The organism is Chelativorans intermedius (genome assembly GCF_025398255.1).
GTDB classification, from domain to species: Bacteria; Pseudomonadota; Alphaproteobacteria; order Rhizobiales; family Rhizobiaceae; genus Chelativorans; species Chelativorans intermedius.
Genome location: NZ_JAODNW010000017.1, coordinates 54,133 through 77,239, shown reverse-complemented (window position 1 = coordinate 77,239; position 23,107 = coordinate 54,133). Strand labels below are relative to the sequence as shown.

23 protein-coding genes and 1 tRNA gene are annotated in these 23,107 nt (G+C 67.5%); 11 read left to right on the top strand and 13 right to left on the bottom strand.

The genetic code is table 11. The annotated features are described in order from the left end of the window. Positions 1-114 precede the first annotated feature (114 nt). The 5 genes from NYR58_RS12930 (at position 115) to NYR58_RS12910 (ending at position 9,107) form a co-directional block, all read left to right on the top strand. Positions 115-2,601 (top strand): DNA translocase FtsK, encoded by a 2,487-nt coding sequence (locus NYR58_RS12930; protein WP_261521273.1) that lies wholly within the window; start codon positions 115-117, stop codon positions 2,599-2,601. Positions 2,602-2,690: 89 nt separating this feature from the next. Beyond that, positions 2,691-3,317: an outer membrane lipoprotein carrier protein LolA gene (locus NYR58_RS12925; RefSeq protein WP_261521272.1), complete on the top strand. Its 627-nt coding sequence runs from the start codon at positions 2,691-2,693 to the stop codon at positions 3,315-3,317. A 111-nt stretch (positions 3,318-3,428) separates the two neighbouring features. Further along, positions 3,429-4,418: an ImuA family protein gene (locus NYR58_RS12920; RefSeq protein WP_261521271.1), complete on the top strand. Its 990-nt coding sequence runs from the start codon at positions 3,429-3,431 to the stop codon at positions 4,416-4,418. Continuing rightward, positions 4,312-5,796: a Y-family DNA polymerase gene (locus NYR58_RS12915; protein ID WP_261521343.1), complete on the top strand. Its 1,485-nt coding sequence runs from the start codon at positions 4,312-4,314 to the stop codon at positions 5,794-5,796. The genes NYR58_RS12920 and NYR58_RS12915 overlap by 107 nt, the downstream gene beginning before the upstream one ends. After that, the gene (locus NYR58_RS12910) at positions 5,793-9,107 is read left to right on the top strand and encodes an error-prone DNA polymerase (RefSeq protein WP_261521270.1); all 3,315 of its coding nucleotides are present in this window, start codon (positions 5,793-5,795) and stop codon (positions 9,105-9,107) included. Before NYR58_RS12915 ends, NYR58_RS12910 begins: the two co-directional genes overlap by 4 nt. An 83-nt stretch (positions 9,108-9,190) precedes the next feature. Here the strand turns inward: NYR58_RS12910 and NYR58_RS12905 are convergent, their stop codons facing one another. The 3 genes from NYR58_RS12905 to NYR58_RS12895 form a co-directional block, all read right to left on the bottom strand. Beyond that, a complete protein-coding gene (locus NYR58_RS12905) occupies positions 9,191-9,394 on the bottom strand; it encodes a Trm112 family protein (RefSeq protein ID WP_261521269.1) in 204 nt (67 codons plus the stop codon). A 52-nt stretch (positions 9,395-9,446) separates the two neighbouring features. Next, positions 9,447-10,400, bottom strand: a complete 954-nt coding sequence (gene trxA, locus NYR58_RS12900; protein WP_378074623.1) for a thioredoxin — start codon at positions 10,398-10,400, stop codon at positions 9,447-9,449. A gap of 94 nt (positions 10,401-10,494) precedes the next feature. After that, on the bottom strand, positions 10,495-10,995 hold the full coding sequence (locus NYR58_RS12895; protein ID WP_261521268.1) for a prolyl-tRNA synthetase associated domain-containing protein: 501 nt from the start codon (positions 10,993-10,995) through the stop codon (positions 10,495-10,497). 192 nt (positions 10,996-11,187) lie between these two features. Between NYR58_RS12895 and NYR58_RS12890 the strand changes: the two genes are divergently transcribed. Next, a tRNA-Gly gene (locus NYR58_RS12890) sits at positions 11,188-11,262 on the top strand. 178 nt (positions 11,263-11,440) lie between these two features. Here NYR58_RS12890 and NYR58_RS12885 read toward each other — a convergent pair. The 4 genes from NYR58_RS12885 to NYR58_RS12870 form a co-directional block, all read right to left on the bottom strand. Then, on the bottom strand, positions 11,441-11,860 hold the full coding sequence (locus tag NYR58_RS12885) for a VOC family protein (protein WP_261521267.1): 420 nt from the start codon (positions 11,858-11,860) through the stop codon (positions 11,441-11,443). Positions 11,861-11,928: 68 nt separating this feature from the next. Further along, on the bottom strand, positions 11,929-12,201 hold the full coding sequence (locus NYR58_RS12880; RefSeq protein WP_261521266.1) for a DUF4242 domain-containing protein: 273 nt from the start codon (positions 12,199-12,201) through the stop codon (positions 11,929-11,931). 83 nt (positions 12,202-12,284) lie between these two features. Next, positions 12,285-12,800: a hypothetical protein gene (locus tag NYR58_RS12875; protein WP_261521265.1), complete on the bottom strand. Its 516-nt coding sequence runs from the start codon at positions 12,798-12,800 to the stop codon at positions 12,285-12,287. Next, positions 12,797-13,150 (bottom strand): DUF4242 domain-containing protein, encoded by a 354-nt coding sequence (locus tag NYR58_RS12870; protein ID WP_261521264.1) that lies wholly within the window; start codon positions 13,148-13,150, stop codon positions 12,797-12,799. Before NYR58_RS12870 ends, NYR58_RS12875 begins: the two co-directional genes overlap by 4 nt. 223 nt (positions 13,151-13,373) lie before the next feature. Here NYR58_RS12870 and NYR58_RS12865 point away from each other — a divergent pair, with 223 nt between their 5' ends. Further along, entirely contained in the window at positions 13,374-15,167 is a 1,794-nt protein-coding gene (locus NYR58_RS12865; protein ID WP_261521263.1) for a winged helix-turn-helix domain-containing protein, read from the top strand. 52 nt (positions 15,168-15,219) lie between these two features. Here the strand turns inward: NYR58_RS12865 and NYR58_RS12860 are convergent, their stop codons facing one another. The 3 genes from NYR58_RS12860 to NYR58_RS12850 form a co-directional block, all read right to left on the bottom strand. Further along, entirely contained in the window at positions 15,220-16,518 is a 1,299-nt protein-coding gene (locus tag NYR58_RS12860) for a Gfo/Idh/MocA family protein (protein WP_261521262.1), read from the bottom strand. Positions 16,519-16,704: 186 nt separating this feature from the next. Continuing rightward, positions 16,705-17,304 (bottom strand): bifunctional nicotinamidase/pyrazinamidase, encoded by a 600-nt coding sequence (pncA, locus tag NYR58_RS12855; protein WP_261521261.1) that lies wholly within the window; start codon positions 17,302-17,304, stop codon positions 16,705-16,707. A 71-nt stretch (positions 17,305-17,375) separates the two neighbouring features. Next, on the bottom strand, positions 17,376-18,410 hold the full coding sequence (locus NYR58_RS12850) for an aspartate-semialdehyde dehydrogenase (protein WP_261521260.1): 1,035 nt from the start codon (positions 18,408-18,410) through the stop codon (positions 17,376-17,378). 379 nt (positions 18,411-18,789) lie between these two features. On the opposite strand from NYR58_RS12850, the gene NYR58_RS12845 reads away from it, so the two are divergent. Together NYR58_RS12845 and NYR58_RS12840 are read left to right on the top strand one after the other, a co-directional pair. Further along, positions 18,790-19,182 carry a DUF6152 family protein gene (locus NYR58_RS12845; protein ID WP_261521259.1) on the top strand — a complete coding sequence of 131 codons (393 nt, stop codon included), beginning with the start codon at positions 18,790-18,792 and terminating at the stop codon, positions 19,180-19,182. A 6-nt stretch (positions 19,183-19,188) separates the two neighbouring features. Beyond that, entirely contained in the window at positions 19,189-19,650 is a 462-nt protein-coding gene (locus NYR58_RS12840) for a DUF2214 domain-containing protein (RefSeq protein WP_261521258.1), read from the top strand. A 33-nt stretch (positions 19,651-19,683) separates the two neighbouring features. Here the strand turns inward: NYR58_RS12840 and leuB are convergent, their stop codons facing one another. From leuB to leuD, 3 genes are all read right to left on the bottom strand, one after another. Next, positions 19,684-20,796, bottom strand: coding sequence for a 3-isopropylmalate dehydrogenase (leuB, locus tag NYR58_RS12835; RefSeq protein WP_261521257.1), 1,113 nt, complete (start codon positions 20,794-20,796; stop codon positions 19,684-19,686). Positions 20,797-20,879: 83 nt separating this feature from the next. Further along, the gene (locus tag NYR58_RS12830; RefSeq protein ID WP_261521256.1) at positions 20,880-21,272 is read right to left on the bottom strand and encodes a RidA family protein; all 393 of its coding nucleotides are present in this window, start codon (positions 21,270-21,272) and stop codon (positions 20,880-20,882) included. Positions 21,273-21,283: 11 nt separating this feature from the next. Continuing rightward, positions 21,284-21,889, bottom strand: a complete 606-nt coding sequence (gene leuD, locus NYR58_RS12825) for a 3-isopropylmalate dehydratase small subunit (protein ID WP_261521255.1) — start codon at positions 21,887-21,889, stop codon at positions 21,284-21,286. A 111-nt stretch (positions 21,890-22,000) separates the two neighbouring features. On the opposite strand from leuD, the gene NYR58_RS12820 reads away from it, so the two are divergent. Both NYR58_RS12820 and NYR58_RS12815 read left to right on the top strand, forming a co-directional pair. Beyond that, on the top strand, positions 22,001-22,891 hold the full coding sequence (locus tag NYR58_RS12820) for an HpcH/HpaI aldolase/citrate lyase family protein (RefSeq protein ID WP_261521254.1): 891 nt from the start codon (positions 22,001-22,003) through the stop codon (positions 22,889-22,891). After that, positions 22,888-23,094: a DUF1737 domain-containing protein gene (locus NYR58_RS12815; protein WP_261521253.1), complete on the top strand. Its 207-nt coding sequence runs from the start codon at positions 22,888-22,890 to the stop codon at positions 23,092-23,094. Before NYR58_RS12820 ends, NYR58_RS12815 begins: the two co-directional genes overlap by 4 nt. The last annotated feature ends 13 nt before the right edge of the window (positions 23,095-23,107 follow it).

Sequence of the window (23,107 nt, the reverse complement as noted above, 5' to 3'; positions counted from 1 at the left end):
GCCGCCACGCCCGCCTGCCATGGTTAATGCCGCCTTAACCTTCGCCCGGCTAGGGTGAGGCCGGTGCCGGCGCGTCTGGCGCGCCGTCGATGACGTTTGGACAGGGAAATGCGAATGAGTTCCGGTTCTTTCGCGACATATGCCATGCACGAAGGCAGCTTCGGGGTGCACGGTTTCCTGCGGCGGCAGGCGGCGCGCGGGCTGGGGCTGTTGTCGCTTGCCCTTGTCGCCTTCTGCCTGGCCAGTCTCGCCACCTGGAATGTGGCCGATCCGAGCTTCAGCTACGCCACCGACAACCCGGTGACCAATGCGATGGGCTATCCCGGCGCCGTCTATGCCGACATCGCCATGCAGTTCTTCGGCCTCGCATCGGTGGTGGGGCTGGTGCCGGCCGTCTTCTGGGGCATCTTCCTGCTCACCGCGCGCGGCATCGACAAGCCGGGGCGCCGGCTGGCTGCCTGGTTCGGCGGGGCGGTGCTGGCCGCCGGCATGGCCGGCTGCGCGACACCGCCGCAGACCTGGCCGCTGCCGACCGGGCTCGGCGGGGTCTTCGGCGACGTGGTGCTGGCCGCCCCTGCCCTTCTCGGCGGCACCTATCCTGCCGGTCTGTTCGGCGCCGCCATTGCCGCCCTGCTTGCCGGCCCGGCGGTCTGGCTCACCCTCTATGGCGCCGGCGTCTTCGGCCGGACGGCGCGCCCGGCGCCCGCCGTGCAGGAGGAGGAGCCCGACGCCCTCGACGAGGAGATCGACGACGCAGACGACGAAGGCGGCTTCATCGCGCTCGGCGTGCTCGCCCATTGGTGGCTGTCGATTCGTGCCTTCTGGCGTCGCCGCTTTGCCGTCCACGAGGACGAGCTGCCGCCGGAGCTGGACACGCCCATGCCGCCGGCCGCGCCAGGGATGCCGGAGGACATGCGCATCGAGCCCGATTTCGACGCCGATGGTCTCGAGATCGCGCCGCCTGCCGTTCCCGCTGCGCCGCGGCTGCAGCCGCCGCAACCTGCCGCCCGCGTGGACAACCCCGCGCCGCGGCCGGCACCGGGGGCGCGCGTGCGCCGCGAGGCGCAGCCTTCTTTCCTGGATTCGGGCGAGTTCACGCTGCCCTCCCTGCACCTTCTGGCCGAGCCGAAAGCCTCGACCAGGGATCCGAGTCTTTCCAAGGAGGCGCTGGAGCAGAATGCACGGCTGCTCGAAGGCGTTCTGGAGGATTTCGGCGTCAAGGGCGAGATCATTCACGTGCGACCCGGGCCGGTCGTCACGCTCTACGAGCTGGAGCCGGCACCCGGCATCAAGTCCTCGCGCGTCATCGGCCTGGCCGACGACATCGCCCGCTCCATGAGCGCCATCGCCGCCCGCGTGGCCGTGGTTCCGGGGCGCAACGCCATCGGCATCGAGCTGCCCAACGCGACACGCGAGACGGTGTTCCTGCGCGAGCTTCTGGCCAGCCGCGAATTCGAGGCCACCAAGTGCAAGCTGGCTCTGGCGCTGGGCAAGACCATCAACGGCAGCGCGGTGATCGCCGACCTTGCCAAGATGCCCCACCTGCTGGTGGCCGGCACCACCGGCTCGGGCAAATCGGTGTCGATCAACACCATGATCCTGTCGCTGCTCTACCGCATGACGCCGGAGCAGTGCCGGCTCATCATGATCGACCCGAAGATGCTGGAGCTGTCCATCTACGACGGCATACCGCATCTGCTGACCCCGGTCGTCACCGATCCTAAGAAGGCGGTGGTGGCGCTCAAATGGACGGTGCGGGAGATGGAGGACCGCTACCGCAAGATGTCCAAGGTGGGCGTGCGCAACATCGAGGGCTTCAACCAGCGTGTGGCCGCCGCCAAGAAGAAGGGCGAGAGGATCACCCGCACGGTGCAGACCGGCTTCGACCGCGAGACGGGAGAGGCGATCTACGAGAGCGAGGAGCTCGATCTGGAGCCGATGCCCTTCATCGTCGTCATCATCGACGAGATGGCGGACCTGATGATGGTCGCCGGCAAGGACATCGAAGGCGCGGTGCAGCGGCTGGCCCAGATGGCGCGCGCCGCCGGCATCCACGTCATCATGGCCACGCAGCGCCCATCGGTGGACGTGATCACCGGCACCATCAAGGCCAACTTCCCGACGCGCATCTCCTTCCAGGTCACCTCCAAGATCGACAGCCGCACCATCCTCGGCGAGCAGGGTGCCGAGCAGCTGCTCGGCCAGGGCGACATGCTCTACATGATGGGCGGCGGGCGCATCCAGCGCGTGCACGGGCCTTTCGTCTCCGATCAGGAGGTGGAGGAGATCGTGGCGCATCTGAAGACGCAGGGCGCGCCGGACTATCTCGAGGCGGTGACGCAGGACGACGGGGAAGAAGCCTCTTCTTCCTCCGCCGGCAGCGGCAATCTGGGCAATTCCGACGATCCATACGACCAGGCGGTCGCCGTGGTGCTGCGCGACGGCAAGGCCTCGACCAGCTATATCCAGCGCCGCCTCGGCATCGGCTACAACCGGGCGGCCTCCATCATCGAACGCATGGAGCAGGAGGGCATCGTCGGCCCGGCCAACCATGCCGGCAAGCGCGAGATCCTGGTGCCCACGGAACAGGAAGACGCCTGAAGAGAAACGCCGCGCGAAGGCCCAAATTCGGCCCCTAACCGTCTCTAGGCTGTCGCGCAATGAGGAACCGTTTCGGAGCATTGGACAGCATGGCCGCATTCGCCAGGCGAAGCCTCACCCTGATCCTCCCCGCCTTTCTCGTGCTCGCAGCGCTGGCCGCCGGCACCGGGCAGGCGGCGGCCGACACCGCCCAGCGCATCGCCGATCACTTCTCCCGCGTGCGCACCATGACCGGCGACTTCGTGCAGTTCGGCCCGCGTGGCGAACAGACGGGCGGCAAGTTCTATATCGAGCGGCCCGGCAAGCTGCGCTTCGACTATGAGGGCTCATCCGGCTTTCGCGTCATCTCCGACGGCACCTCCGTCGTGGTGTGGAACAAGAAGATGAACACGGCGGACGTCTATCCGCTGTCGCAAACGCCGCTGAAGCTGCTGCTCGACAGACGCATCGACCTGTCGGGCGACAAGGTGCAGAGTGTCGAAGAGGACGAGGAGCTGGCCACCATCCGGCTGGCCGACCGCCGGGCTTTCGGCAGCTCCACCATCACCATGATGTTCGACGCCGAATCCTACGCGCTGCGCCAATGGACGATCACCGACGCCCAGGGGCGGGACACCACGGTGATGATCTACAATGTGCAGCAGGGCGTCACCTTCGACCCCAGCGTCTTCAAGATCGATTACCGGCGCGTCAACCAGCTCAACCGCGGCTACTGAGGGTGCAGAAGCGCCGCCTGCAGCAAGGGGCGAAATCCCCTTGACTCGCGGGGAAAGCTCTGGAATCGATAAGAACATATAGAGAACAAATGATGGGCCGGAGTGAACGGCATGGCACGCACTGCCATGGCGCGGGAGACCATTTGCGCCCTGCGCCGGGAAATCGCCAGGATCGAGGGCACGCTGCCCGAGCCGCTCGCCATGCCGGGCGGGCAAGGCAGCGACGTGCTGCGTCACGGCGGCATGGCCGCCCGCCGGGCCGCTGCCGCCGGCGTTCTGGAGACGGGCGTCGCCAGGTTCGACGCCGCGCTGGGCGGCGGCGTGCCGCTGGCCGCGCTCATCGAGATCCACGGCCGGCAGACCCGCGATGCGGGCGCGGCGGCGGGCTTTGCCCTCGCCCTGGCCGCCCTTGTCCGCAAGGAGGAAAGCGGGCGGCGGCGTCCGCTGCTCTGGATCGGCGGGAGAGACCTTTTCCGCGAGGCGGGAAATCCCTACGCGCCTGGTCTGGAAAGGCTTTTCGGGGTGGAGGCGGATGCCTTCCTGTTCTGCGCCGCCCGGCACCTCGCCGATGCGCTGTGGGCGGCGGAGGAGGCGGCGCGGGTGGACGAGCTTTGCGCCGTCATCCTGGAAGTGCGGGGCAATCCCGCACGTCTCGACCTGACGGCCACCCGCCGGCTCCACCGGCGCGCGCAGGAGGCGGGGCGCCCCGTCCTTCTGCTGCGCGAATGGGCACTGGCGGAGCCGACGGCGGCGCCGCTGCGCCTTGAGGTGGGCGCTGCCCCGGCCGCGCCACGCGCAACCCTTGCCGCCCCCCTGGAGGGGACGATCGGTCATCCCGCCTTCGCCGTCGCCATCGGAAAAAGCCGTGCCGGCCTGCAGGAAAGTTTCGTTGTGGAGTGGAACCCCGATGCCCTCAGCCTCCGTGAAGTCCGCCCGGCGCGTGCTCGCGCTGTGGTTCCCGCATCTGGCCACCGACCGCATCCTGCGCAGGCGGGTGGGGCGGTCGTGGCGTTGCGGCGCGCCAGCGTGCCATCCGCCCCTGGCGGTCAGCCACCGCGAGAAGGGCGCTCAGCGCATCGCCGCCCTCGACGAACGGGCTGAAGCGCTGGGGTTGAGGCCCGGCCTCGGCCTGGCCGATGCGCGGGCCATGCATCCCTCGCTCGCCATCGTCGAGGCAGACCCGCAGGCCGACCGCCGCCTGCTGGAGGAGATTGCCGAGTGGTGCGACCGCTACACGCCGCTTGTCGCCCTCGACGGGGCCGACGGCCTGTTTCTCGACATCACCGGCTGCGCCCACCTCTTCGGCGGCGAGCAGGCGATGATGCGGGACATCCTGTCACGCCTCCTGTCCCAGGGCTTCGATGCGCGGGCGGGGCTTGCCTCCTGCCCTGGGGCTGCCTGGGCCGTGGCGCGTTTTTCAGGCCCGGCGATCGTTCCACCCGGTGCGGAGCGGCAGGCGCTTGCCCCTCTCCCCCTGTCCGCCCTGCGCATCGACGCGCGGGCCCGCGCCGGCCTGCAAGGCGTCGGTCTCCATACGGTGGGCGCCATCCTGGATGCACCGCGCGCGCCCCTGGTGCGGCGCTTCGGGGCCGGGCTCGTGCGGCGGCTGGACCAGGCGCTGGGGCAGGCCGAGGAAGCCATCTGCCCGCGCCGGCCTGCCCCCCCTCTTTCGGTGGAGCGGCAACTGGCCGAGCCGATAATGCAGGTCGAGGAGATCGAGGCTCTTTCCCATCGGCTCGCCCTCACCCTGCGCCAGGAACTGGAGCGCCGCGGCGAGGGGGCCGACGCGCTGCAGCTTTCCCTTTTCCGGGTCGATGGCGCGGTGCACAGGCTCGTGGTGCGCACCGCACGTCCCGTGCGCGACCCGGCTGCAATCCGCAGGCTGTTCCGCGAGAAGCTTGCAGCCACCGGGGAGGAGCTCGATACCGGATACGGCTTCGAGCTGGTGCGGCTTTCCGTGCTCGAAGCCTCTCCCTTCGCCATTGTCCAGACGGATCTGGCCGGCGAGAGCAGAGAGGCGGAGGCAGCGCTTGCCCTTTTCGCCGATCGCCTCGCCGCCCGGCTCGGCGAGACGGCGCTGCGACGGCCCGTGCCCGTGGAAAGCCATGTCCCCGAACGCGCCGTGCGCATGGTCCCCTTCGCCGCCGGCCAGCAGAAAAAGCCGGCACAAGGCCCGGCCGGCGGGGAACGGCCGATCCGCCTCTTTGCCCGCCCCGAGCCGGTGGACGTTGTGGCCGCCGAGGTGCCGGAGGGGCCACCGCTGCGTTTCCGCTGGCGGCGCGCCACATATCATGTGGCGCGCGCAGAAGGCCCGGAGCGCCTGGCGCCGGAATGGTGGCGCGAGATGGAAGACGCGCCCGAGCGCGACTATTTCCGCATCGAGGATGCCGAAGGCCGGCGTTTCTGGCTCTTCCGCCAGGGCCTTTACGGGGCGGTGGCAGAGGCTCCGCGCTGGTTCATGCATGGAATCTTCGCATGAGCGCGCCTCTCGCCTATGCCGAATTCGCCGTGCAGTCGAATTTCTCCTTCCTGCGCGGGGCCGCCCATCCCGAGGAGCTGGTGGTCGAGGCAAGGCGGCTCGGCCATGCGGCCATCGGTCTTGCCGATCGCAACACGGTGGCAGGCGTCGTGCGCGCCTGGAGCCAGTCCAGATGCATCAGGCTGGAGGAGGATGCCGCGCCCACCCGGATCGCCTATCACCCCGGCTGCCGGCTCGTCTTTGGCGACGGCACGCCGGATGTGCTCGCCTATCCGCAGGACCGGCAGGGCTGGGCGCATCTCTGCCGCCTGCTGACGCAGGCCAATCTGCGCGAGGAAAGCGCCAAGGGGGCGCCGCTCGTCCTGGCGGAAGATCTCTTCGCGTGGGGGGACAGGCTTTCCCTTGCCGTCCTTCCCCGGCTCGAAGCGGGCGCGCAGGAAGACCTTGCCTTCGTGAAGCGCCTGAAGGTGCGGTTCGGCGATGCCGTCCGGCTTGCCGTCGCGCCTTCCCATGGCGGCAACGACCGGTTCCGGCTGGCGCAGGCTGCATGCATGGCGGAGGCGGCGGGCACGCCGCTGATGGCGGTCAACGATGTGCTCTACCATGTGGCAGCGCGGCGCCCCCTGCAGGATGTGCTCACCGCGATCCGGCTCAATGTGCCCGTCGCCGAGGCAGGCTTTGCCCTGCATGCCAATGCCGAGCGCCACCTGAAACCGGCGCGGGAGATGGCGCGCCTCTTCCACCATTGTCCGCAGGCGCTCGACGAGACGATCCGTTTTGCCGAAAGCCTTTCCTTCTCGCTCGGGGAACTTGAGCACAACTATCCCGACGAGCCTACGGAATCCGGCCTTCCCGCCCAGGAGGAGCTGGAACGGCTGACCTGGAAGGGGGCGGAAAAGCGCTTTGCGGACGGCATTCCCGACAAGGTGGCAAGCCTCCTGCGCAAGGAGCTGGCGCTGGTGGCGGAGAAGAACTATGCGCGCTACTTCCTCACCGTCCACGACATCATGCGCTTCGCCCGCTCGCGCGGCATCCTGTGCCAGGGGCGGGGCTCGGCGGCCAATTCCCTCATCTGCTATTGTCTCGGCATCACCGATGTCGGCCCCGACATCATGGACCATCTGCTCGAGCGCTTCATCTCCGTCGAGCGTGACGAGCCGCCGGACATCGACGTCGATTTCGAGCACGAGCGGCGCGAGGAGGTCATCGCCTATATCTACGAGAAATACAGCGAGAAGCACACCGCACTCGCGGCCTCGGTGGTCTCCTATCGCGGCCGCTCGGCGCTGCGCGAGGTGGCCAAGGCGCTGGGCCTTTCCCAGGACACGATGAGCGCGCTTTCGGGTTCCATCTGGGGCTGGTCGAGCGCTGGGCTGGGCGAGAGGGAGACGGCGGCGGCCGGCCTCGACAGCGCGGATCCGCGCACCCGGCATCTGCTCGCGCGTGCCAACGAGATCATGGGCTTTCCGCGCCATCTCTCCCAGCATGTCGGCGGTTTCGTCATCACGAGGGACCGGCTCGACGAGATCGTGCCGGTCGTCAAGACAGCGATGGATGAACGCAAGATGGTGGAGTGGGACAAGGACGATCTGGACGCGGTCGGCCTTCTCAAGGTGGATGTTCTGGCGCTCGGCATGCTGTCCTGCCTGCGCCGCGCCTTCGATCTTCACGAAAGACATTATCTGCGCGAAGGCGGCGAGAAGCTGACATTGGCCACCATCCCGAAGGAGAAGGCGCCCGTCTACGCAATGCTTTCCCGCGCCGACACGATCGGCGTCTTCCAGGTCGAGTCCCGCGCGCAGATGTCGATGCTGCCGCGCCTGAAGCCGAAGCACTTCTACGATCTCGTCATCGAGGTGGCGATCGTGCGGCCCGGCCCCATCCAGGGCGACATGGTGCACCCCTATCTCAGGCGGCGCAACGGCCAGGAGAAACCCGAATATGTGCGCCCGGAGCTCGAGGCCATCCTGAAAAAGACGCTCGGCGTGCCATTGTTCCAGGAACAGGCGATGAAGATTGCCATCGAGGCCGGCGGCTTCACCCCCGGCGAGGCCGATCAGCTTCGCCGTGCCATGGCCACCTTCCGGCGCACGGGCACCATCCACAACTACCGCCGCAGGATGATCGAGGGCATGGTCTCGCGCGGCTATCCGCGCGCCTTTGCCGAGCGCTGCTTCAAGCAGATCGAGGGCTTCGGCGATTACGGCTTTCCCGAAAGCCACGCCGCCTCCTTCGCGCTGCTTGTCTATGCCTCGGCCTGGTTCAAGGCCTTCTACCCGGACGTCTTCTGCGCCGCGCTTCTCAACGCCCAGCCCATGGGCTTCTATGCGCCGGCGCAGCTCGTGCGCGATGCGCGCGAACACGGTGTCGAGGTGCGCCCCGTGGATGTCAACCATTCCGCCTGGGACTGCACGCTGGAGGAGGCGCCCTTTGATCCGGCGCGGGTGCAGAAGCGGCACGCCGCGATGCGCGGCTCGATCAGGACGCGGCATGCCGTGCGCCTCGGCTTTCGGCAGGTCAAGGGGTTGTCGGAAGGGGAGATGGAGCAGCTCGTGCGGGGCCGGGGCAGGGGTTATGCTTCGGTGCGCGACGTCTGGTTGCGCTCCGGCCTGCGCAAGGGAGTCCTCGTCCGCCTGGCAGAGGCCGATGCCTTCCGCTCCCTCGGCCTTGACAGGCGCAGCGCCCTTTGGGCCGTGCAGGCGCTGGACGAGGGCGAGCTTGCCGCGCGGATGCCGCTTTTCGACGGGCCGGGCCCGAGCGCCGCCGGCAAGGAGCCGCGGATGCCGCTGCCCGCCATGCCGCCGGGCACGCATGTGGTGCACGACTATCGCTGGCTGGGCCTGTCGCTCCGCGCCCACCCGGTCTCTTTCCTGCGCGCCCGGCTCGCGGCGGAAGACACGATCGCAAATGCCCGCCTCGCAGACATCGGCAATGGCCGCCGCCTCGCCGTGGCCGGCCTGGTGCTCGTCCGCCAGCGCCCCGGCACCGCCAAGGGTGTCATCTTCATGACGCTGGAGGACGAGACCGGCATCGCCAATATCGTGGTCTGGAAGAAGATCTTCGAGCGCTTCCGCCCTCAGGTTCTGGGTGCCCGCTTCGTGCGCGTGACCGGCCGCCTGCAGGTCGCCTCGGGCGTCGTTCACCTCATCGCCGAAAGGATCGAGGATTTGAGCGCCAGGCTCGACAGCCTGCTCGAAAACGGCCCGCCGCAGGAAGCCCGGCACGCCGGGGAGCAGCCGCCGGCAAGGCCCGCGCTTTCATCTCCTCTGCAGGCCGCGACCGTCATGCCCAAGGGGCGGAACTTTCATTGACGGGCATGTGCGAGCGGCCGCCGACACCGGGCAGAGCGGCGCAGGCGCGCAGTCACATGGCGGAGGACGAAGCGCCCCGCTTCTCAGCTCTCCTCCATGTCGAGCGGGCGCGCCTCCGACGGCAGCATGACGGGAATGCCATCGCGCACCGGATAGGCAAGCCGCGCCTTCTTCGACACCAGCTCGCTGCGCTGCGCATCCCATGTAAGAGGCCCTCTGGTGAGCGGACAGACCAGAAGCTCCAGAAATTTCGGCTCGATGGAAGCTCGGCGCTCCCCCTCAGCCATTGGAAGCGGCCTCCCCTGTCTGCCCCCTCGCCACCGTCATGCCGCGGCCGGCTCAGGAAAACAGCAGCGAGGAAAGCCTGCGCCGCGCCGACAGGGTCGCCGGATCGCTCATGCCCCAGGCATCGAACAGCTCCAGAAGCTTGGTGCGTGCCGCATCCTCCTTCCAGCCGCGATCTGCCCTGACGATGGCAAGCAGGTGATCGGCCGCTTCCTCGCGCCTTCCCTGGGCGTTGCGGATGAGCGCCAGATCGAAACGTGCCTGGTGGTCGGCGGGGTTTTCCTCGAGCCGCCGTTCCAGTTCCGCCGGGTCGCCGAGCCCGGCCACCTGCTCCGCCAGCGCCATCTTGGCGCGCACCGCAGCGACGGATGCGGCCTCCCGCTTGGCCTCCGGCACGCGCTCCAGCGTGGCGCGCGCCTCCTCCACCTGCCCCGCCTCGAAGAGAAGATCGGCGAGCCCGGCCAGGGCCTCCACATGCTCCGGCTCCTGCTGCAGGATGGCCGCATAGAGCTGCGCGGCCTGCTGGGCATCACCGGCCTTGCGCATCTCCGCCGCTGCCGCCAGCGCCTCCTCGATGCGGTTGCCGCCGCCCGAAAGCCGCTTGACGAAGGCGCGGATCTGGCTCTCCGGCACCGCTCCCATGAAGCCGTCGACAGGCTGCCCGTCCTTGAAGGCGATGACGGCGGGAATCGATTGAATGCCGAGCTGGCCGGGAATGGCCGGATGTTCGTCGATGTTCAGCTTCACCAGCTTCACGCCGCCGCCCGCCTCGCGCACCACCTTCTCCAGCGCCGGGGCAAGCTGCTTGCAGGGGCCGCACCATGGGGCCCAGAAGTCCACCAGCACCGGCTGGCGGCGCGATTCCTGGATCACGTCGGCGGCGAAGGAGGCGGTGGAGGTGTCCTTGATGAGCCCGTCCGCCCCCCGCTCAGGCCCCGCCTCGCCGAAGCTGACGCCGGCCGTCATCGGGCCGCTGGCGCCGCCATAGGGATTGTCGTGATTGTTCATCCTCTGCCCCTTCTCAATGCCTGGCGCTCCTGCCCGCCCGCACGCCACCCGGGCGTCATCCTTGCGGGCATGGGCAGAGAGCGTGATGTGGCGATCATTGCGAAACTTTCAAGATCAGCGGCGGGTGCCCGGTAGCCTCCAGAAAGCGCAGCAGGTCGTCCCTGCGCAGCGAAACCGTGGCCTCGTTGTGGAGAGGATGCGCATTGATGATCTCGCTGTCCATCAGCGCCTCGTCCAGAACCATCGTTACCCTGCCCTCGTGGTCGTTCAGCACCCCGAACGGGGTGACGGCGCCGGGGACCACACCCAGCAGCGCCATCAGCATGTCGGGCTTGCCGAAGGAGACACGGCCCGATGCCCCGATGAGGCGATGGATGGACTTGAGGTCCAGCTCGGCATCCTCCTCCGCCGTCACCAGGAAATAGCGCTCCTTCCTGTCTTTCAGGAACAGGTTCTTGGTGTGCGCCCCGGGGATTTCCCCCCGCAGGTGGCGCGACTGCTCCACCGTGAAGAGCGGCGGGTGGCGGTGCATCGTCACCGCAATGCCGAGCTCCGCCAGACAGCGCATCAGTTCCTCTTCCGGCGACGTTGCCATGGCCCCTCGCTTCCAACGGTTTCGCGCCATGCCGATGTAGGCTTTCCTGCGGCCCTTTTGCAAGCGCCGCAGCGGCGGCGGCACGGCACCTTGCCCCGCCGCCGCCGATGAATGTGAAAACACCGCGAATTCCCTGTTGCAATCGGCCGCCACATCGGCCATATAAGCGCCGCTTGCGGCGTTGCCGCACGAGCGGGTGTAGCTCAGGGGTAGAGCACAACCTTGCCAAGGTTGGGGTCGAGGGTTCGAATCCCTTCGCCCGCTCCAGTTATCCTAAGAAAATCAGTCGCTTGGTGGCCTTCTGCTTGAGGCTTCTCGTGCTTTTCAGCCTTGCGAAAACGGGCGGGCAAGGCTGCTGGTTGCGGTCGCGATCCAGCGCATCCCGAGACGCGGGCATCGGCGGGGCGGCGAAGGAAGCCGGGAAACGCGACGGAATGTCTGTTTCTCAATCGCGGGATCGGGGGGCGTCGTCCTGCCACAGCCCCATGGCCGCTCCGACCGGATCGAGAATCAGTGCGATGCGCGCCATGCCGTCCACGGCGAAGGGTGCGACCAGCACGGTGCCGCCGAGCGCTTCGGCCCGCCGGGCCGCCGCCTCCAGGTCTGGAACGCCCATATATGGCGTCCAGTGGGACGGGATGCCCTGTTGAAGCTGCATCTTGCTCAGCCGGTAGATCGAGGCGACGGGATCTGTCCCACGGCAAAGCTTGGTCAGCGTGCCTCCGTTCGCCCGGTGCTCGTGGGCCTTCCAACCGAACAACGCGCAGTAGAAGGCCGCCGCACGATCGGGATCGCCGGTCGCCAGATCGGCCCAGCGCACGCCCCCCGCGCGCGCCGGCACGGTTGTTTTCTCATCGCCGTTCATCCTTGTGCCCTCCTCTGCTTTCTGGCGCCGGGCAGCGCGCCCGCCGGCGACGCGGCGGGCGCCGCCCTTCAGATGGCGGTCATCGGGTCGATGACGCCGTTGACCTCCGTGATCCGGCTTGCGGGAAAGCCGCTGACGCGCGCATGCTCGTGCACCGCCTCCTCGCTTTCGGCGAGATAGACGCAGAAGGTCTTGTCGCCGGCCACGAAGGACTGCACCCATTGGGCCTTGCCGTTGAGCTTGGCCAGCGCCGCGTTCGAGGTCCGTGCGGCCTCCTTGAGCTGCTCGGCATTGAGGCTTCCAACGCCGGGAATGTCGCGCTCGATGACATACCGTTTCATCATGGTTCTCCTTTCGGTTTCAAGGTTGGAAGGGGCCCGAAGGCCCCTCGGGCATCGGCCGCCTGCGGCGGCAGATGGGTGTGTCAGCCGCGCTCGTGCGCGCAGCTCACGAACGGATTCCAGTCGGCGAACATGCCGAGCGGGTTGTGCCGCCAGTGCCAGACATGGACTTCGTAGAACGGATCGACCTCGTGCCTGCCGACAGCCGTCTTGCGCTTGAGCGTCTGACCGAGGAACCGTGGGGCATCCCGGCCCGTCCAATCCTTCTCGAAGACGATGTACTCGACGCCGACGAGCTGCATCGAGCCGTCAGGCTGGGGCTCGTACATCAGGACCTCGGGCTCCTCGAGGACCAGCCTGCCGTCTCCGGCCCGCCCCGGATGGATGAAGTGCACGCCCATGGTGCCGTGTTTCTCGTGGGCCGTACACTCGAAGAGCTGCTCGAAGCCTTCCGCCAGCGCCACCTCGATGTCGGCGTAGCGGGCGGCCGCCTGGCGCGCCGTGTCGATCTCCCGGTGCGCCGCCTCGTCGGCCAGCGTGCCGCCGCAGGCCAGCGCGGCCATCGCCGCGGCGCATAGTAAAGTTGCGGTTTTCGTCATGGTTCGGTCCTTTCCTGTCGGTTTGGATTGCGTGTGCTCCAGGCATCCGTCTCGGGCCTGGAACGGCGGATCGGGTCGTCTTGAACGATCACGGTGTTGCGGATCGGCGTGATCTCGTCGGCCGGCATGCCGACCAGGCGGGCATGCTGCGCGATCACCTCGGCGCTGTGCGCCTCGTAGATGCATATGCTGCCCAGGCTGCCGTCGGCCTCCTGCAGGATGTAGCTGCGAATCCAGCGCAACCGCCCGCGCATCTGCCCATTGGCGATGCGCTCGGACTTGACGGCCGTGGCCTCCAGCTGCGAAGGCTCCACCCAGGCGCGGCGGCGACGCACGGAAAAAATCGTCATCGGTTCATGCTCTGTGTGCGGCCGTTCCATCGCTGCCTCCTGAGGGGTTCGTCGCAGACCGCCGGGCCGGCGGCCGCTCAAGGAGCGACCGGCAGGGCGGTTGCGATGCAGGATGAACGTAGCGCCGGGGGCGAGGCGAAGTCCTTATCGCGCGCTGATCGTTTGCTGATCTTCTCCTGAGCTTTTATTCTGAAGGCATGGGACTCCCGTCAGGAGCGGAGGAATGGCGTCGTTTCGCTTTGGCGATTACGAGTTGAGCGAGGAGGGCCGCGCGCTCCATTGCCGGGGCGTCGAAGTGCCGATGCAGCCGCGCGTGTTCGATCTGCTGACGTTTCTTCTGCGCCACCACAACCGCGTCGTCACGAAGGACGAGCTGATGTCCGCCCTGTGGCCGGGCGTCACCGTTACCGAGGCGTCGCTGCAGCGCCTCGTCAGCCTGGCCCGCAATGCCCTGCGCGAGGGCGGGATGGATGGTGCCATCCGCAGCTTTCCGAAAATCGGATACCGCTTCTGCGAAACCGTCACCGACGCGAGGGAGGATGCCCCTGTCCAAACCGCGGCAGCGGCGGATGAAAAGATCGGGCCTGCCGGGCTGGCGCGCTCCCTCATGCGCCAACGCCGCTGGGCGGAAGCGGCGGCCGCCTTTGAGAAGGCAGATCTGGCGGACCAGTTGAACGCGGCCGATCTGGAGCAATGGGCGCTGGCGCTCGAATGTGCCGGCACGCCGGAAATGGCCATCGACATTCTGAGGCGTTCGGCCATCGCCCATGACATGGGCGGCAACCACCGGGCAGCGGCCAAGGCGGCACTTTCCATCGCCAAAATCCACCTGGAGCGCAACGAAACGGCGGCCGCCAGGGGATGGCACGCCCGTGCCGCGAAGCTGATCGGCGAGGAGCGCGACAACCGCGAATACGGATTGCTGTGCTGGATGGGGGCCCGCCTCGCCGCGGCGGACGGCGAACCCGAGCGCGCGCTGGCACTCAGCAACCAGGCCTATGAAATCGGCCGCTCCCTGGGCGAGGCGGAAATCGAGGCGCTGGGGCTCATCTATCGCGGCTTCTACAAGCTGTGCCTGGGAGACACGCAAAGCGGCCTTGAGGATCAGGACCATGCCGCGGCCCTTGCGCTTTCGAGCGGTCTGGACCCGGTCACCGGCAGCACGATCTACTGTAACATCCTGTGGGCGTGCCGCAATTTCGGCGATTGGGAGCGCGCCAGCCAGTGGACGCTGGGCTATCAGAAGTGGTGCAGCGATTGCGGCATCCACAATTTCACGGGATCGTGCCAGCTTCACCGCGCCGAACTCCTGGGCGTCCAGGGAACCCTTGCGCAGGCCGAGCAGCTCATCGCGGGTGCCTTGGAGACGCTCTCCTGCGATGCGCCCTGGGCGATCGGCGACGCCTATCGCGTGCTGGGCGACATCCACCGCATCAAGGGGGAACTGGACAAGGCGGAACGCGCCTATGAGAGCGCCTGTGCGGTCGGCTGGGACCCGCAGCCCGGACTGGCGCTGCTGCAGCACGAGAAGGGCAATGGCGCCGCCGCCCTGTCGGGGCTGGAGCGCGCCATGGTGGGCCGAGCCTGGCCCACATTGCAGCGCCGGGGGCTGCTTCTTGCGCATCTGGCGCTCATCGCGGCGCGCAACGGGATGGACGCGCGGGCATGGAACGTCATCAGGGAGATCGAAAGCGAGCCCGGCCGCTGGACGACGCCATCGATACGGGCCGTCGTCGCCGAGGCGAAGGCGGATCTTTTCGCGCAGGAGGGCACTCTGGCGGCAGCCATCGAACAACTCGAGATCGCCCGCCATCTGTGGAGCAGGGCGGGCGCTGCCTACAACGCCGCGGAGGTGCGATTGCGGCTGGCCGAGCGCTTGGTCGAACAGGGCAATCCGGCAGGTGCGGAAACCGAGATCAAGGCCGCGCGCTTCGTCGCCGAGCGCCTGGAGTCCGCAAGGCTTCTGCGCTGGAGCGAGAGGCTTGGCGGCCAGCTCGACAACCCCTCGCCCGCATAGCCGATTCCCGGCGCCGCATTGTGCCCCCCTTCCGAGGGGCGGGCAGGCGGCCTCAGCGCCGCGGCAGCGCGATTCCGCTCTCGCTCAACATCCGGGCAACATGGGTGGTCTCGCCGCTGGCGATGGAGGCGTTGGCGGCGATGCCGGTGAGGATCGACCAGGCGCCATCCACATGGGTGGATGAGCGGCCGTAGCGGTCCTCCTCCATGCTGTCGGGGCTGAAGAGGTAACCCAGCATGATGGGGTCTGCGCCGCCATGGTCGCCCTCACCGGTCCACACCTCGATCTTCTGCGGCGGCTTGCCGGCCTCATGGAGGACGGTGGTGATGGCATCCTCGGATGGCCTTTCGCGCTTGCCGCCGAAGACGCCGTGAACCTCCACATGGCGGTGAACGATCTCCCCCTTGGTGCCGTGAAAGCGGACCTCCAGTCCCTCCCAGGGGCTGTAGGCGCACAGCGTGTAGTTGAGCGATGCGCCGCTTTCATATCCCACCTGCACCTGCATCGTGTCTTCGATGGTGATGTCGTCGTCGAAGACACAACGATCGCGGAAGTAGCCGTCGATCTCCTCCGCCTCCAGATACAACGCCTTGAGCGCCTCGTCGGCGGCCAGATCGAGGCGGAAATCGCAGCGCGCCGCCGCCGGGCAGCCGTGACAGCGCGGACCGCGGTCCTCAAGGCCCAGATGCCGCGCCGTCTGCGGCCGGTAGAAGGCACGCTTGCCCTGCGCGCTGACCGTTCGCGGGGAGGAATCGAGCCACCAGTTGACCAGGTCGAAATGGTGAGTCGACTTGTGCACCAAAAGGCCACCGGACCTGTCCTTGTAGCGGTGCCAGCGTCGGAAATAGTCGGCCCCGTGAACGCGGTCCAGATGCCAGCTGAAATCGACCGCGGTGACGGTGCCGATGGCGCCCGCCTGCAGCATGTCCTTGATCTGCGTGCGCGCCGGCGTGTAGCGGTAGTTGAAGGTGACGGCGATCGAGCGGCCGGTCTCCTCCTGCGCGTCGAGGATGGCCTTCAGCCGGCCGAGATCCGTCGTCATGGGCTTTTCCGTGATGACGTCGCAGCCTGCGCGCATGGCGGCAACGATGTATTCGTGGTGCAGATGGTCCGGCACCGTCACCACCACCTTGTCTGGCTTCTGCTCCTCCAGCATCAGCAGGAACTGCGGCGCCTTGTAGGTGGGGATGCCGTTACCCCGCTGGTCGGGAACGGCCGCGGCCGAAAGCGCCAGCCGCCTGTCATTGGTGTCACACAGGCCCACCAGTGCGTTCTGGTGGCCATAGGTTTCGGTAATGGCGCGCCGGAACATCTGATGCCGCGCGCCCGTGCCTACGATTGCATATTTCAAGAGACCGCCCCTCGGTCGAAGCTGGTTGGTGTCAAGGAGCGCGGACGATCCAAGCGTGCCGCAGCAAAGGCAGCCTCCTCCCGTCCGCCTGGAAAAAGCGTCCCGCCGCTTCTGCCGCGGGACGCGCAAACTTTGCCCGTTTTTCCTCCCCAGTCAATCGTCGGGTACGGCCCGCGCGCCGGCGCCCTATGCCAGCACCACGCCGGCCTCGCGCATCCGCTGCATCATCGCATCCAGGGAACCGTCGATGTCGATCCCCCGGCAGCCCTCCAGCACGACCGTCGCCTCGAAGCCCTGGCGGCGCGCATCGAGCGCCGAGAAGCCGACACAGAAATCCGTGGCGAGGCCGGCCAGCGTCACCTTCGCGATGCCGCGCTCGCGCAGATAGCCGGTGAGGCCCGTGGGAGTCCGATGATCGTTCTCGAAAAAGGCCGAGTAGCTGTCGATCGCCCTGCGGAACCCCTTGCGGATGACCAGCTCGGCGCGCGTCCATTCGAGCTGCGCATGGAAGGCCGCGCCCGGCGTGCCCTGCACGCAATGGTCCGGCCAGAGCGTCTGCGGGCCGTAGGGCATTTCGACTGTCTCGAAGGGCCTTCTGCCGGGATGCGAGGAGGCGAAGCTGGAATGCCCGGCAGGATGCCAATCCTGCGTCAGGATCACATGATCGAAGCGCTGGATGAGGCGGTTGATGACCGGCACCACCTCGTCGCCTGCCTCGACGGCAAGGGCGCCGCCGGGGCAGAAATCGTTCTGGACATCGACGACGACGAGCGCCTCCTCAGCCATGGCTTGCCTCCCTGCCGGGCTTTGCTTTTCAAACGAGGCCGCGGGGCCTGCCGGTGCAAGGCAGGCGCGCCTCAGGCCGCCTGCTTCCTCGGGGTGATGAGGCCGCGCGCCACGAGCAGCTCGGCAATCTGCACCGTGTTGAGGGCAGCGCCCTTGCGCAGATTGTCGGAGACCACCCACATGGCGAGCCCGTTCTCCACGGTCGGATCCTCGCGGATGCGGCTGATGTAGGTGGCGTCCTCGCCGGCGCTCTCGTAGGGCGTGACGTAGCCGCCATCCTCGTGCTTGTCGACGACCAGGCAACCCGGCGCCTCGCGCAGGATGTCGCGCGCCTCCTCGGCCGAGATCGGCTGCTCGAACTCCAGGTTGACCGCCTCCGAATGCCCGATAAAGACCGGCACGCGCACGCAGGTGGCCGTGAGCTTGATCTTCGGGTCGAGCATCTTCTTGGTTTCGGCCACCATCTTCCATTCCTCCTTGGTGTATCCGTCCTCCATGAAGACGTCGATGTGGGGAATGCAGTTGAAGGCGATGCGCTTGGTGAACTTCCTGTTGGAGATCGGATCGGCCACGAAGACGGCGCGCGTCTGTTCGAAAAGCTCGTCCATGCCCTCCTTGCCGGCGCCGGAGACCGACTGATAGGTGGAAACGACCACGCGCTTGATGCGCGCCTTGTCGTGCAGCGGCTTCAGCGCCACCACGAGCTGCGCGGTGGAGCAGTTGGGATTGGCGATGATGTTCTTGCGGGAAAAGCCTTCCACCGCATCGGGGTTGACCTCCGGCACGATCAGGGGAACGTCCTGGTCGTAGCGCCAGGCGGAGGAATTGTCGATGACCACACAGCCCTGAGCGCCGATCTTCGGCGCGAACTCCTTGGAGATGGAGCCGCCCGCCGACATCAGGCAGAGATCCGTGTCGGAGAAGTCATAGGTGTCGAGCGCCTTCACCTTCAGCGTCCTGTCGCCATAGGAGACCTCCGTGCCGACGGAGCGGCGCGAGGCAAGCGGCACCACCTCGTCGGCGGGAAAGCCGCGCTCCTCAAGAATGTTGAGCATTTCCCGGCCGACATTTCCGGTGGCGCCGGCAACGGCTATCTTGAAACCCATGGGGTGAACTCCTGTCTCTCTCCGCTTGGCTTCTGCTGAGGCCCGCCGGCCACGCGGGCTTTGCCTCCCCGGCCTGGCTCGGGGAGAGAGCGAGCGGGCCAAGGAAGATCAGACCGTCTTGGCGGTCGTTTTGGCCGTCGATTTGGCAAGAGCGAAACCGGCGCCGCCGTTTCCGGCGGCACGATTCAGGCTGGCAATGAGGTGCGCAGATGAAAGAGCGCGCATGAGCCGTCCAGTCTCCGTTTCCGCGTGAGCGTTTTACGCTGAATTGTCGCGGAGTCAATTGTATCCTTGGCCGGCTGCTCGCCGGAACGTGATTTTGGCCATGCGCCGACCCGTCATAGGCTGGCCGCCGGCGGGACGAGATCGGGAGACGGCCATGAGGTCTGGAAGACAGTCGGCGCTTTGCGTCCTTGCCCTGGCAGCGGGCCTTGCCGCGGGTGCGGCACCACCGGCGCTCGCCCACCATGGCTGGGCGTGGACCGAGGACGAACCCTTCGAGCTGACCGGCACGATCGAGGAAATCTATGTCGGCAACCCGCATGTTACCCTGCAGGTGCGGACCGCGGAAGGCGTGTGGCATGTCGATCTGGCGCCCCTGGCGCGCAGCCTGCGGGCCGGGTTCGACGAAAACGCGGCCGAGATCGGCGAGGCCGTCACGTGCATCGGCTTCCGCTCGCGCGATCCCTCGACGCTCAGCATGAAGGCGGCGCGCGTCATCGTCGGCGGCAACACCTATGACGTCTATCCGGCCCGAGTGCCGGGCCACTGAGCGGCCATGCCGGTGGAGTGGCTGCAGGCGCTCGGCGACTGGCCGGTGGCGGCGCTGCTGCGCCGTTCGCTCTATGTCTATCCGCTGGTCAACGCGGCCCATATCCTGGCCCTGGCGCTTCTCATCGGCGCCATCCTGCCGGCCGATCTGAGGATTCTGGGCCTGTTTCCTCGCCTCGCCGCCGCCCCCTTTCTGCGGGCGATGGCGGCGGTCTCCGCCTTCGGTCTGCTGCTTGCCGCGGTGACGGGCTTTCTCTTGTTCTCGGTACAGCCGCTGGAATATGCCGCCAACCCCGCCTTCCTCGCCAAGGTCTCCCTCGTGGCCCTTGGCACGGCCAATGCGCTTGCGGTGCGCTGCAGCGCCGGCTGGCGCCAGGCAACGACCGAAGGCGAGATCGGCGCCGGGCTGAAGCTCGGCGCAGCGTTTTCGCTTTCGATCTGGCTTGCAGCACTGCTCGCCGGGCGCTGAATCGCCTTTGTCTGAAAACCGCCTGTGCCGGGCTCAGGCCGCGAGCGCGCGGAACTTCTCCACGATGGCGCTTCCCATGGCGCTGGTGCTGACCTCCCGGCCGCCTTCGGAAAGGATGTCGCGGGTGCGCAGGCCATCCTCAAGGACCGCGGCGATCGCCCCTTCCAGGCGATCGGCCTCCTCGATCATGTTGAAGGAGTAGCGCAGGCACATGGCGAAGGAGGCGATCATGGCGATGGGATTGGCGATCCCCTGGCCCGCAATGTCCGGCGCCGAACCGTGCACCGGCTCGTAGAGCGCCCTGCGCTTGCCGGTCGCCGGGTCCGGCGCGCCGAGCGAGGCCGACGGCAGCATGCCGAGCGAGCCCGTCAGCATCGCCGCCACGTCGGAAAGCATGTCGCCGAACAGATTGTCGGTGACGATGACATCGAACTGCTTGGGCTGCCGCACGAGCTGCATGCCGCCGGCATCGGCCAGCATGTGCGTGAGCTCGACATCGGCATATTTGGCCTGGTGGGTGGCGGCCACCACCTCCTTCCAGAGCACGCCCGACTTCATCACATTGTGCTTTTCCATCGAGCAGACCTTGTTGCGCCGCGTGCGCGCAAGCTCGAAGGCGACGCCGGCAATGCGCTCGATCTCGAAGGTGTCGTAGACCTGGGTGTCCACCGCGCGCTTCTGGCCGTTGCCGAGATCGACAATCTCCTTCGGCTCGCCGAAATAGACGCCGCCCGTCAGCTCCCGCACGATCAGGATGTCGAGCCCTTCCACCAGCTCCTTCTTCAGCGAGGAAGAGGCGGCCAGCGCCGGATAGCAGATGGCCGGGCGCAGATTGGCGAACAGCTCCAGCTCCTTGCGCAGGCGCAGCAGCCCGGCCTCGGGGCGCACCTCATAGGGCACGCCGTCCCATTTCGGCCCGCCGACGGCGCCGAACAGCACCGCATCGGCGGCGAGCGCGCGCTCCATATCGGCATCCGAAATGGCCTGGCCGTGCGCGTCATAGGCCGCGCCGCCGACAAGGCCTGACTCCGTCTCGAAGCCGGCGTCGAATTCCGCGTTCATCACCGCGATGAGCTTGGAGACCTCGGCCATCGCCTCGGGGCCGATGCCGTCGCCGGGAAGAAGGAGGAGCTTGCGCGTTGCCATGGGTGCCTCTTGCAGGTTGACGTGGCGCCTTTGCTAAACGGCAGTGCGGCTTTGCGCAAGATGCCGCCGCCCGCGCGGTCTTCTCAGCCGCCTTCGCGGTCGCGCTTCAGCGCCGTGACCTCGATCTCGATCTTCATCTCGGGCCGGGCGAGCTTGCACACCACCAGTGTGGCCGCCGGGCGGATGTCGCCGAAGGCTTCGCCCACGATGGCAAAGACACGGTCAACATAGGCGCGGTCGGTCACGTAGTAATGCGCGCGCACCACGTCTTCCATGGCAAAGCCGCCCTCTTCGAGCGCGGCACGGATGGTGGCGAGGCAGTTTCTCGCCTGCTCCTCGACGCCCGGCGGCATCTGCATGGTGGCATAGTCGTAGCCGGTCGTGCCGGAGACGAAGCACCACGGACCATCCACGACCGCCCGGCTGTAGCCGGCGGTCTTCTCGAAGGGCGAGCCGGTTGAAACGAGGCGGCGCAAGGGGCCGCCCTCTATGCCCAGGGCCTGTTTTCGGAATATCGGCGCTCGAAGGAGTCGATCGCCGGCGCCTTCTCCAGCGTCAGGGCGATGTCGTCGAGGCCGTTCAGCAGGCAGTGGCGCTTGAAGGCGTCGATCTCGAAGCGAATGACGCCGCCGTCGGGTCCGCGGATCTCCTGGGCTTCCAGATCCACCGTCAGCGTGGCGTTCGAGCCGCGCTCGGCATCGTCCATCAGCTTTTCCAGCTCCTGCGGGCTCACGGTGATCGGCAGGATGCCGTTCTTGAAGCAATTGTTGTAGAAGATGTCGGCAAAGCTCGTCGAGATGACGCAGCGGATGCCGAAGTCGAGCAGCGCCCAGGGCGCGTGCTCACGGCTCGACCCGCAGCCGAAATTGTCGCCGGCCACCAGGATCTTGGCGTTTCGGTAGGCCGGCTTGTTGAGCACGAAGTCCGGGTTCTCCGAACCGTCCTCCATGTAGCGCATCTCGGCGAAAAGGCCCTTGCCGAGCCCCGTGCGCCTGATCGTCTTGAGGTAATCCTTGGGGATGATCATGTCGGTATCGACATTGACGATGGGCAGAGGGGCGGCGACGCCGGTGAGCGTGGTGAACTTTTCCATGGGCCTGATGCCTGTCTGAAGCTTGCAGAGTGGGTCGGCTCCCATTTACATCATGCGCGGGCCCAAGCAAAGACTCTTGCCTCGGCGCGCCCGCTCGGCCATGAAACAGCCATGCACGACCCCGCCCTTCCCCTCCGCCGCTCCGTCCTTTACGTGCCGGCCGGCAACGAACGAGCGCTGCTCAAGAGTGCTGCGCTTGCCTGCGATGCGATCATCTTCGATCTGGAGGATGCCGTGGCCCCGGAAGAGAAGGCGTCGGCGCGCGAGCGTCTGCGCGCCTTCCTCGCCGGCCCCCGCCGCCCCGAATGCGAGATCGCCGTGCGCATCAATGCCCTTTCCGGCGCATGGGGCACGGAAGACTTCCTGGCCGCGCGTGCCGTCAGGCCCGATGCCATCCTGCTGCCCAAGGTGGAGGAGCCGGCCGACATCGCGCAGGCCGAGACGGCGCTGGAGGAGACCGACGCGCCGCGCGCAATCCGCCTGTGGGCGATGATCGAAACGCCGCGCGGGCTCATGCAGGCGGGCGCCATCGCCGCGCTCGGCCGCGCGCCCGATGCGCGGCTTTCCTGCCTGGTGGCAGGCACGAACGACCTGGTGAAGGAAACAGGCATCGACCCCGGCCCCGAGCGCGCCAACCTCAAGCCGTGGCTGATGCAGATCGTGCTGGCCGCCCGCGCCGGCTCTCTCGGCGTGCTCGACGGCGTGTCGAACGACTTTCGCGACCTCGCCGCCTTTGCCGGCGAGTGCGCGGCCGCCCGCGCCATGGGCTTCGACGGCAAGACGCTCATCCACCCAGCACAGATCGCCGCGGCCAACTCGGCCTTCGCGCCGACGGCGGCGGAAGTGGCGGAGGCGCAGGCCATCGTCGCCGCCTTCGCCAGACCGGAGAACCAGGGGCGCGGCGTCGTCTCGCTGGGCGGGCGGATGGTCGAGCGACTGCATCTCAGGATGGCCGAGGCGCTGATCGCCCGCGCAAAACGGATCGAGGAGAAGGACGGATGAGGCTTTATCGCTTCCTGACGGGACCGGATGATTCCAGCTTCTGCCACAAGGTCACGGCGGCGCTCAACAAGGGCTGGCTGCTGCACGGCGGCCCGACCTATGCCTTCGACGCAAAGACGCAGACCATGCGCTGCGGCCAGGCCGTCTACAAGGAGGTGGAAGGCGTGGACTACACGCCGGAGATGAAGCTGGGAGATTATTGACCCCTCGCGGGGC

Bases quoted from the DNA above. Each gene is read 5' to 3' on its own strand.
- NYR58_RS12850 (WP_261521260.1), bottom strand. From the start codon at position 18,410: ATGGGTTTCAAGATAGCCGTTGCCGGCGCCACCGGAAATGTCGGCCGG.
- NYR58_RS12870 (WP_261521264.1), bottom strand. From the start codon at position 13,150: ATGACGATTTTTTCCGTGCGTCGCCGCCGCGCCTGGGTGGAGCCTTCG.
- NYR58_RS12905 (WP_261521269.1), bottom strand. From the start codon at position 9,394: ATGGCTGAGGGGGAGCGCCGAGCTTCCATCGAGCCGAAATTTCTGGAG.
- NYR58_RS12875 (WP_261521265.1), bottom strand. From the start codon at position 12,800: ATGACGAAAACCGCAACTTTACTATGCGCCGCGGCGATGGCCGCGCTG.
- NYR58_RS12910 (WP_261521270.1), top strand. From the start codon at position 5,793: ATGAGCGCGCCTCTCGCCTATGCCGAATTCGCCGTGCAGTCGAATTTC.
- NYR58_RS12920 (WP_261521271.1), top strand. From the start codon at position 3,429: ATGGCACGCACTGCCATGGCGCGGGAGACCATTTGCGCCCTGCGCCGG.
- NYR58_RS12820 (WP_261521254.1), top strand. From the start codon at position 22,001: ATGCACGACCCCGCCCTTCCCCTCCGCCGCTCCGTCCTTTACGTGCCG.
- NYR58_RS12840 (WP_261521258.1), top strand. From the start codon at position 19,189: ATGCCGGTGGAGTGGCTGCAGGCGCTCGGCGACTGGCCGGTGGCGGCG.
- pncA (WP_261521261.1), bottom strand. From the start codon at position 17,304: ATGGCTGAGGAGGCGCTCGTCGTCGTCGATGTCCAGAACGATTTCTGC.
- trxA (WP_378074623.1), bottom strand. From the start codon at position 10,400: ATGAACAATCACGACAATCCCTATGGCGGCGCCAGCGGCCCGATGACG.
- NYR58_RS12895 (WP_261521268.1), bottom strand. From the start codon at position 10,995: ATGGCAACGTCGCCGGAAGAGGAACTGATGCGCTGTCTGGCGGAGCTC.
- NYR58_RS12845 (WP_261521259.1), top strand. From the start codon at position 18,790: ATGAGGTCTGGAAGACAGTCGGCGCTTTGCGTCCTTGCCCTGGCAGCG.
- NYR58_RS12885 (WP_261521267.1), bottom strand. From the start codon at position 11,860: ATGAACGGCGATGAGAAAACAACCGTGCCGGCGCGCGCGGGGGGCGTG.
- NYR58_RS12925 (WP_261521272.1), top strand. From the start codon at position 2,691: ATGGCCGCATTCGCCAGGCGAAGCCTCACCCTGATCCTCCCCGCCTTT.
- NYR58_RS12930 (WP_261521273.1), top strand. From the start codon at position 115: ATGAGTTCCGGTTCTTTCGCGACATATGCCATGCACGAAGGCAGCTTC.
- NYR58_RS12880 (WP_261521266.1), bottom strand. From the start codon at position 12,201: ATGAAACGGTATGTCATCGAGCGCGACATTCCCGGCGTTGGAAGCCTC.
- leuD (WP_261521255.1), bottom strand. From the start codon at position 21,889: ATGGAAAAGTTCACCACGCTCACCGGCGTCGCCGCCCCTCTGCCCATC.
- leuB (WP_261521257.1), bottom strand. From the start codon at position 20,796: ATGGCAACGCGCAAGCTCCTCCTTCTTCCCGGCGACGGCATCGGCCCC.
- NYR58_RS12815 (WP_261521253.1), top strand. From the start codon at position 22,888: ATGAGGCTTTATCGCTTCCTGACGGGACCGGATGATTCCAGCTTCTGC.
- NYR58_RS12865 (WP_261521263.1), top strand. From the start codon at position 13,374: ATGGCGTCGTTTCGCTTTGGCGATTACGAGTTGAGCGAGGAGGGCCGC.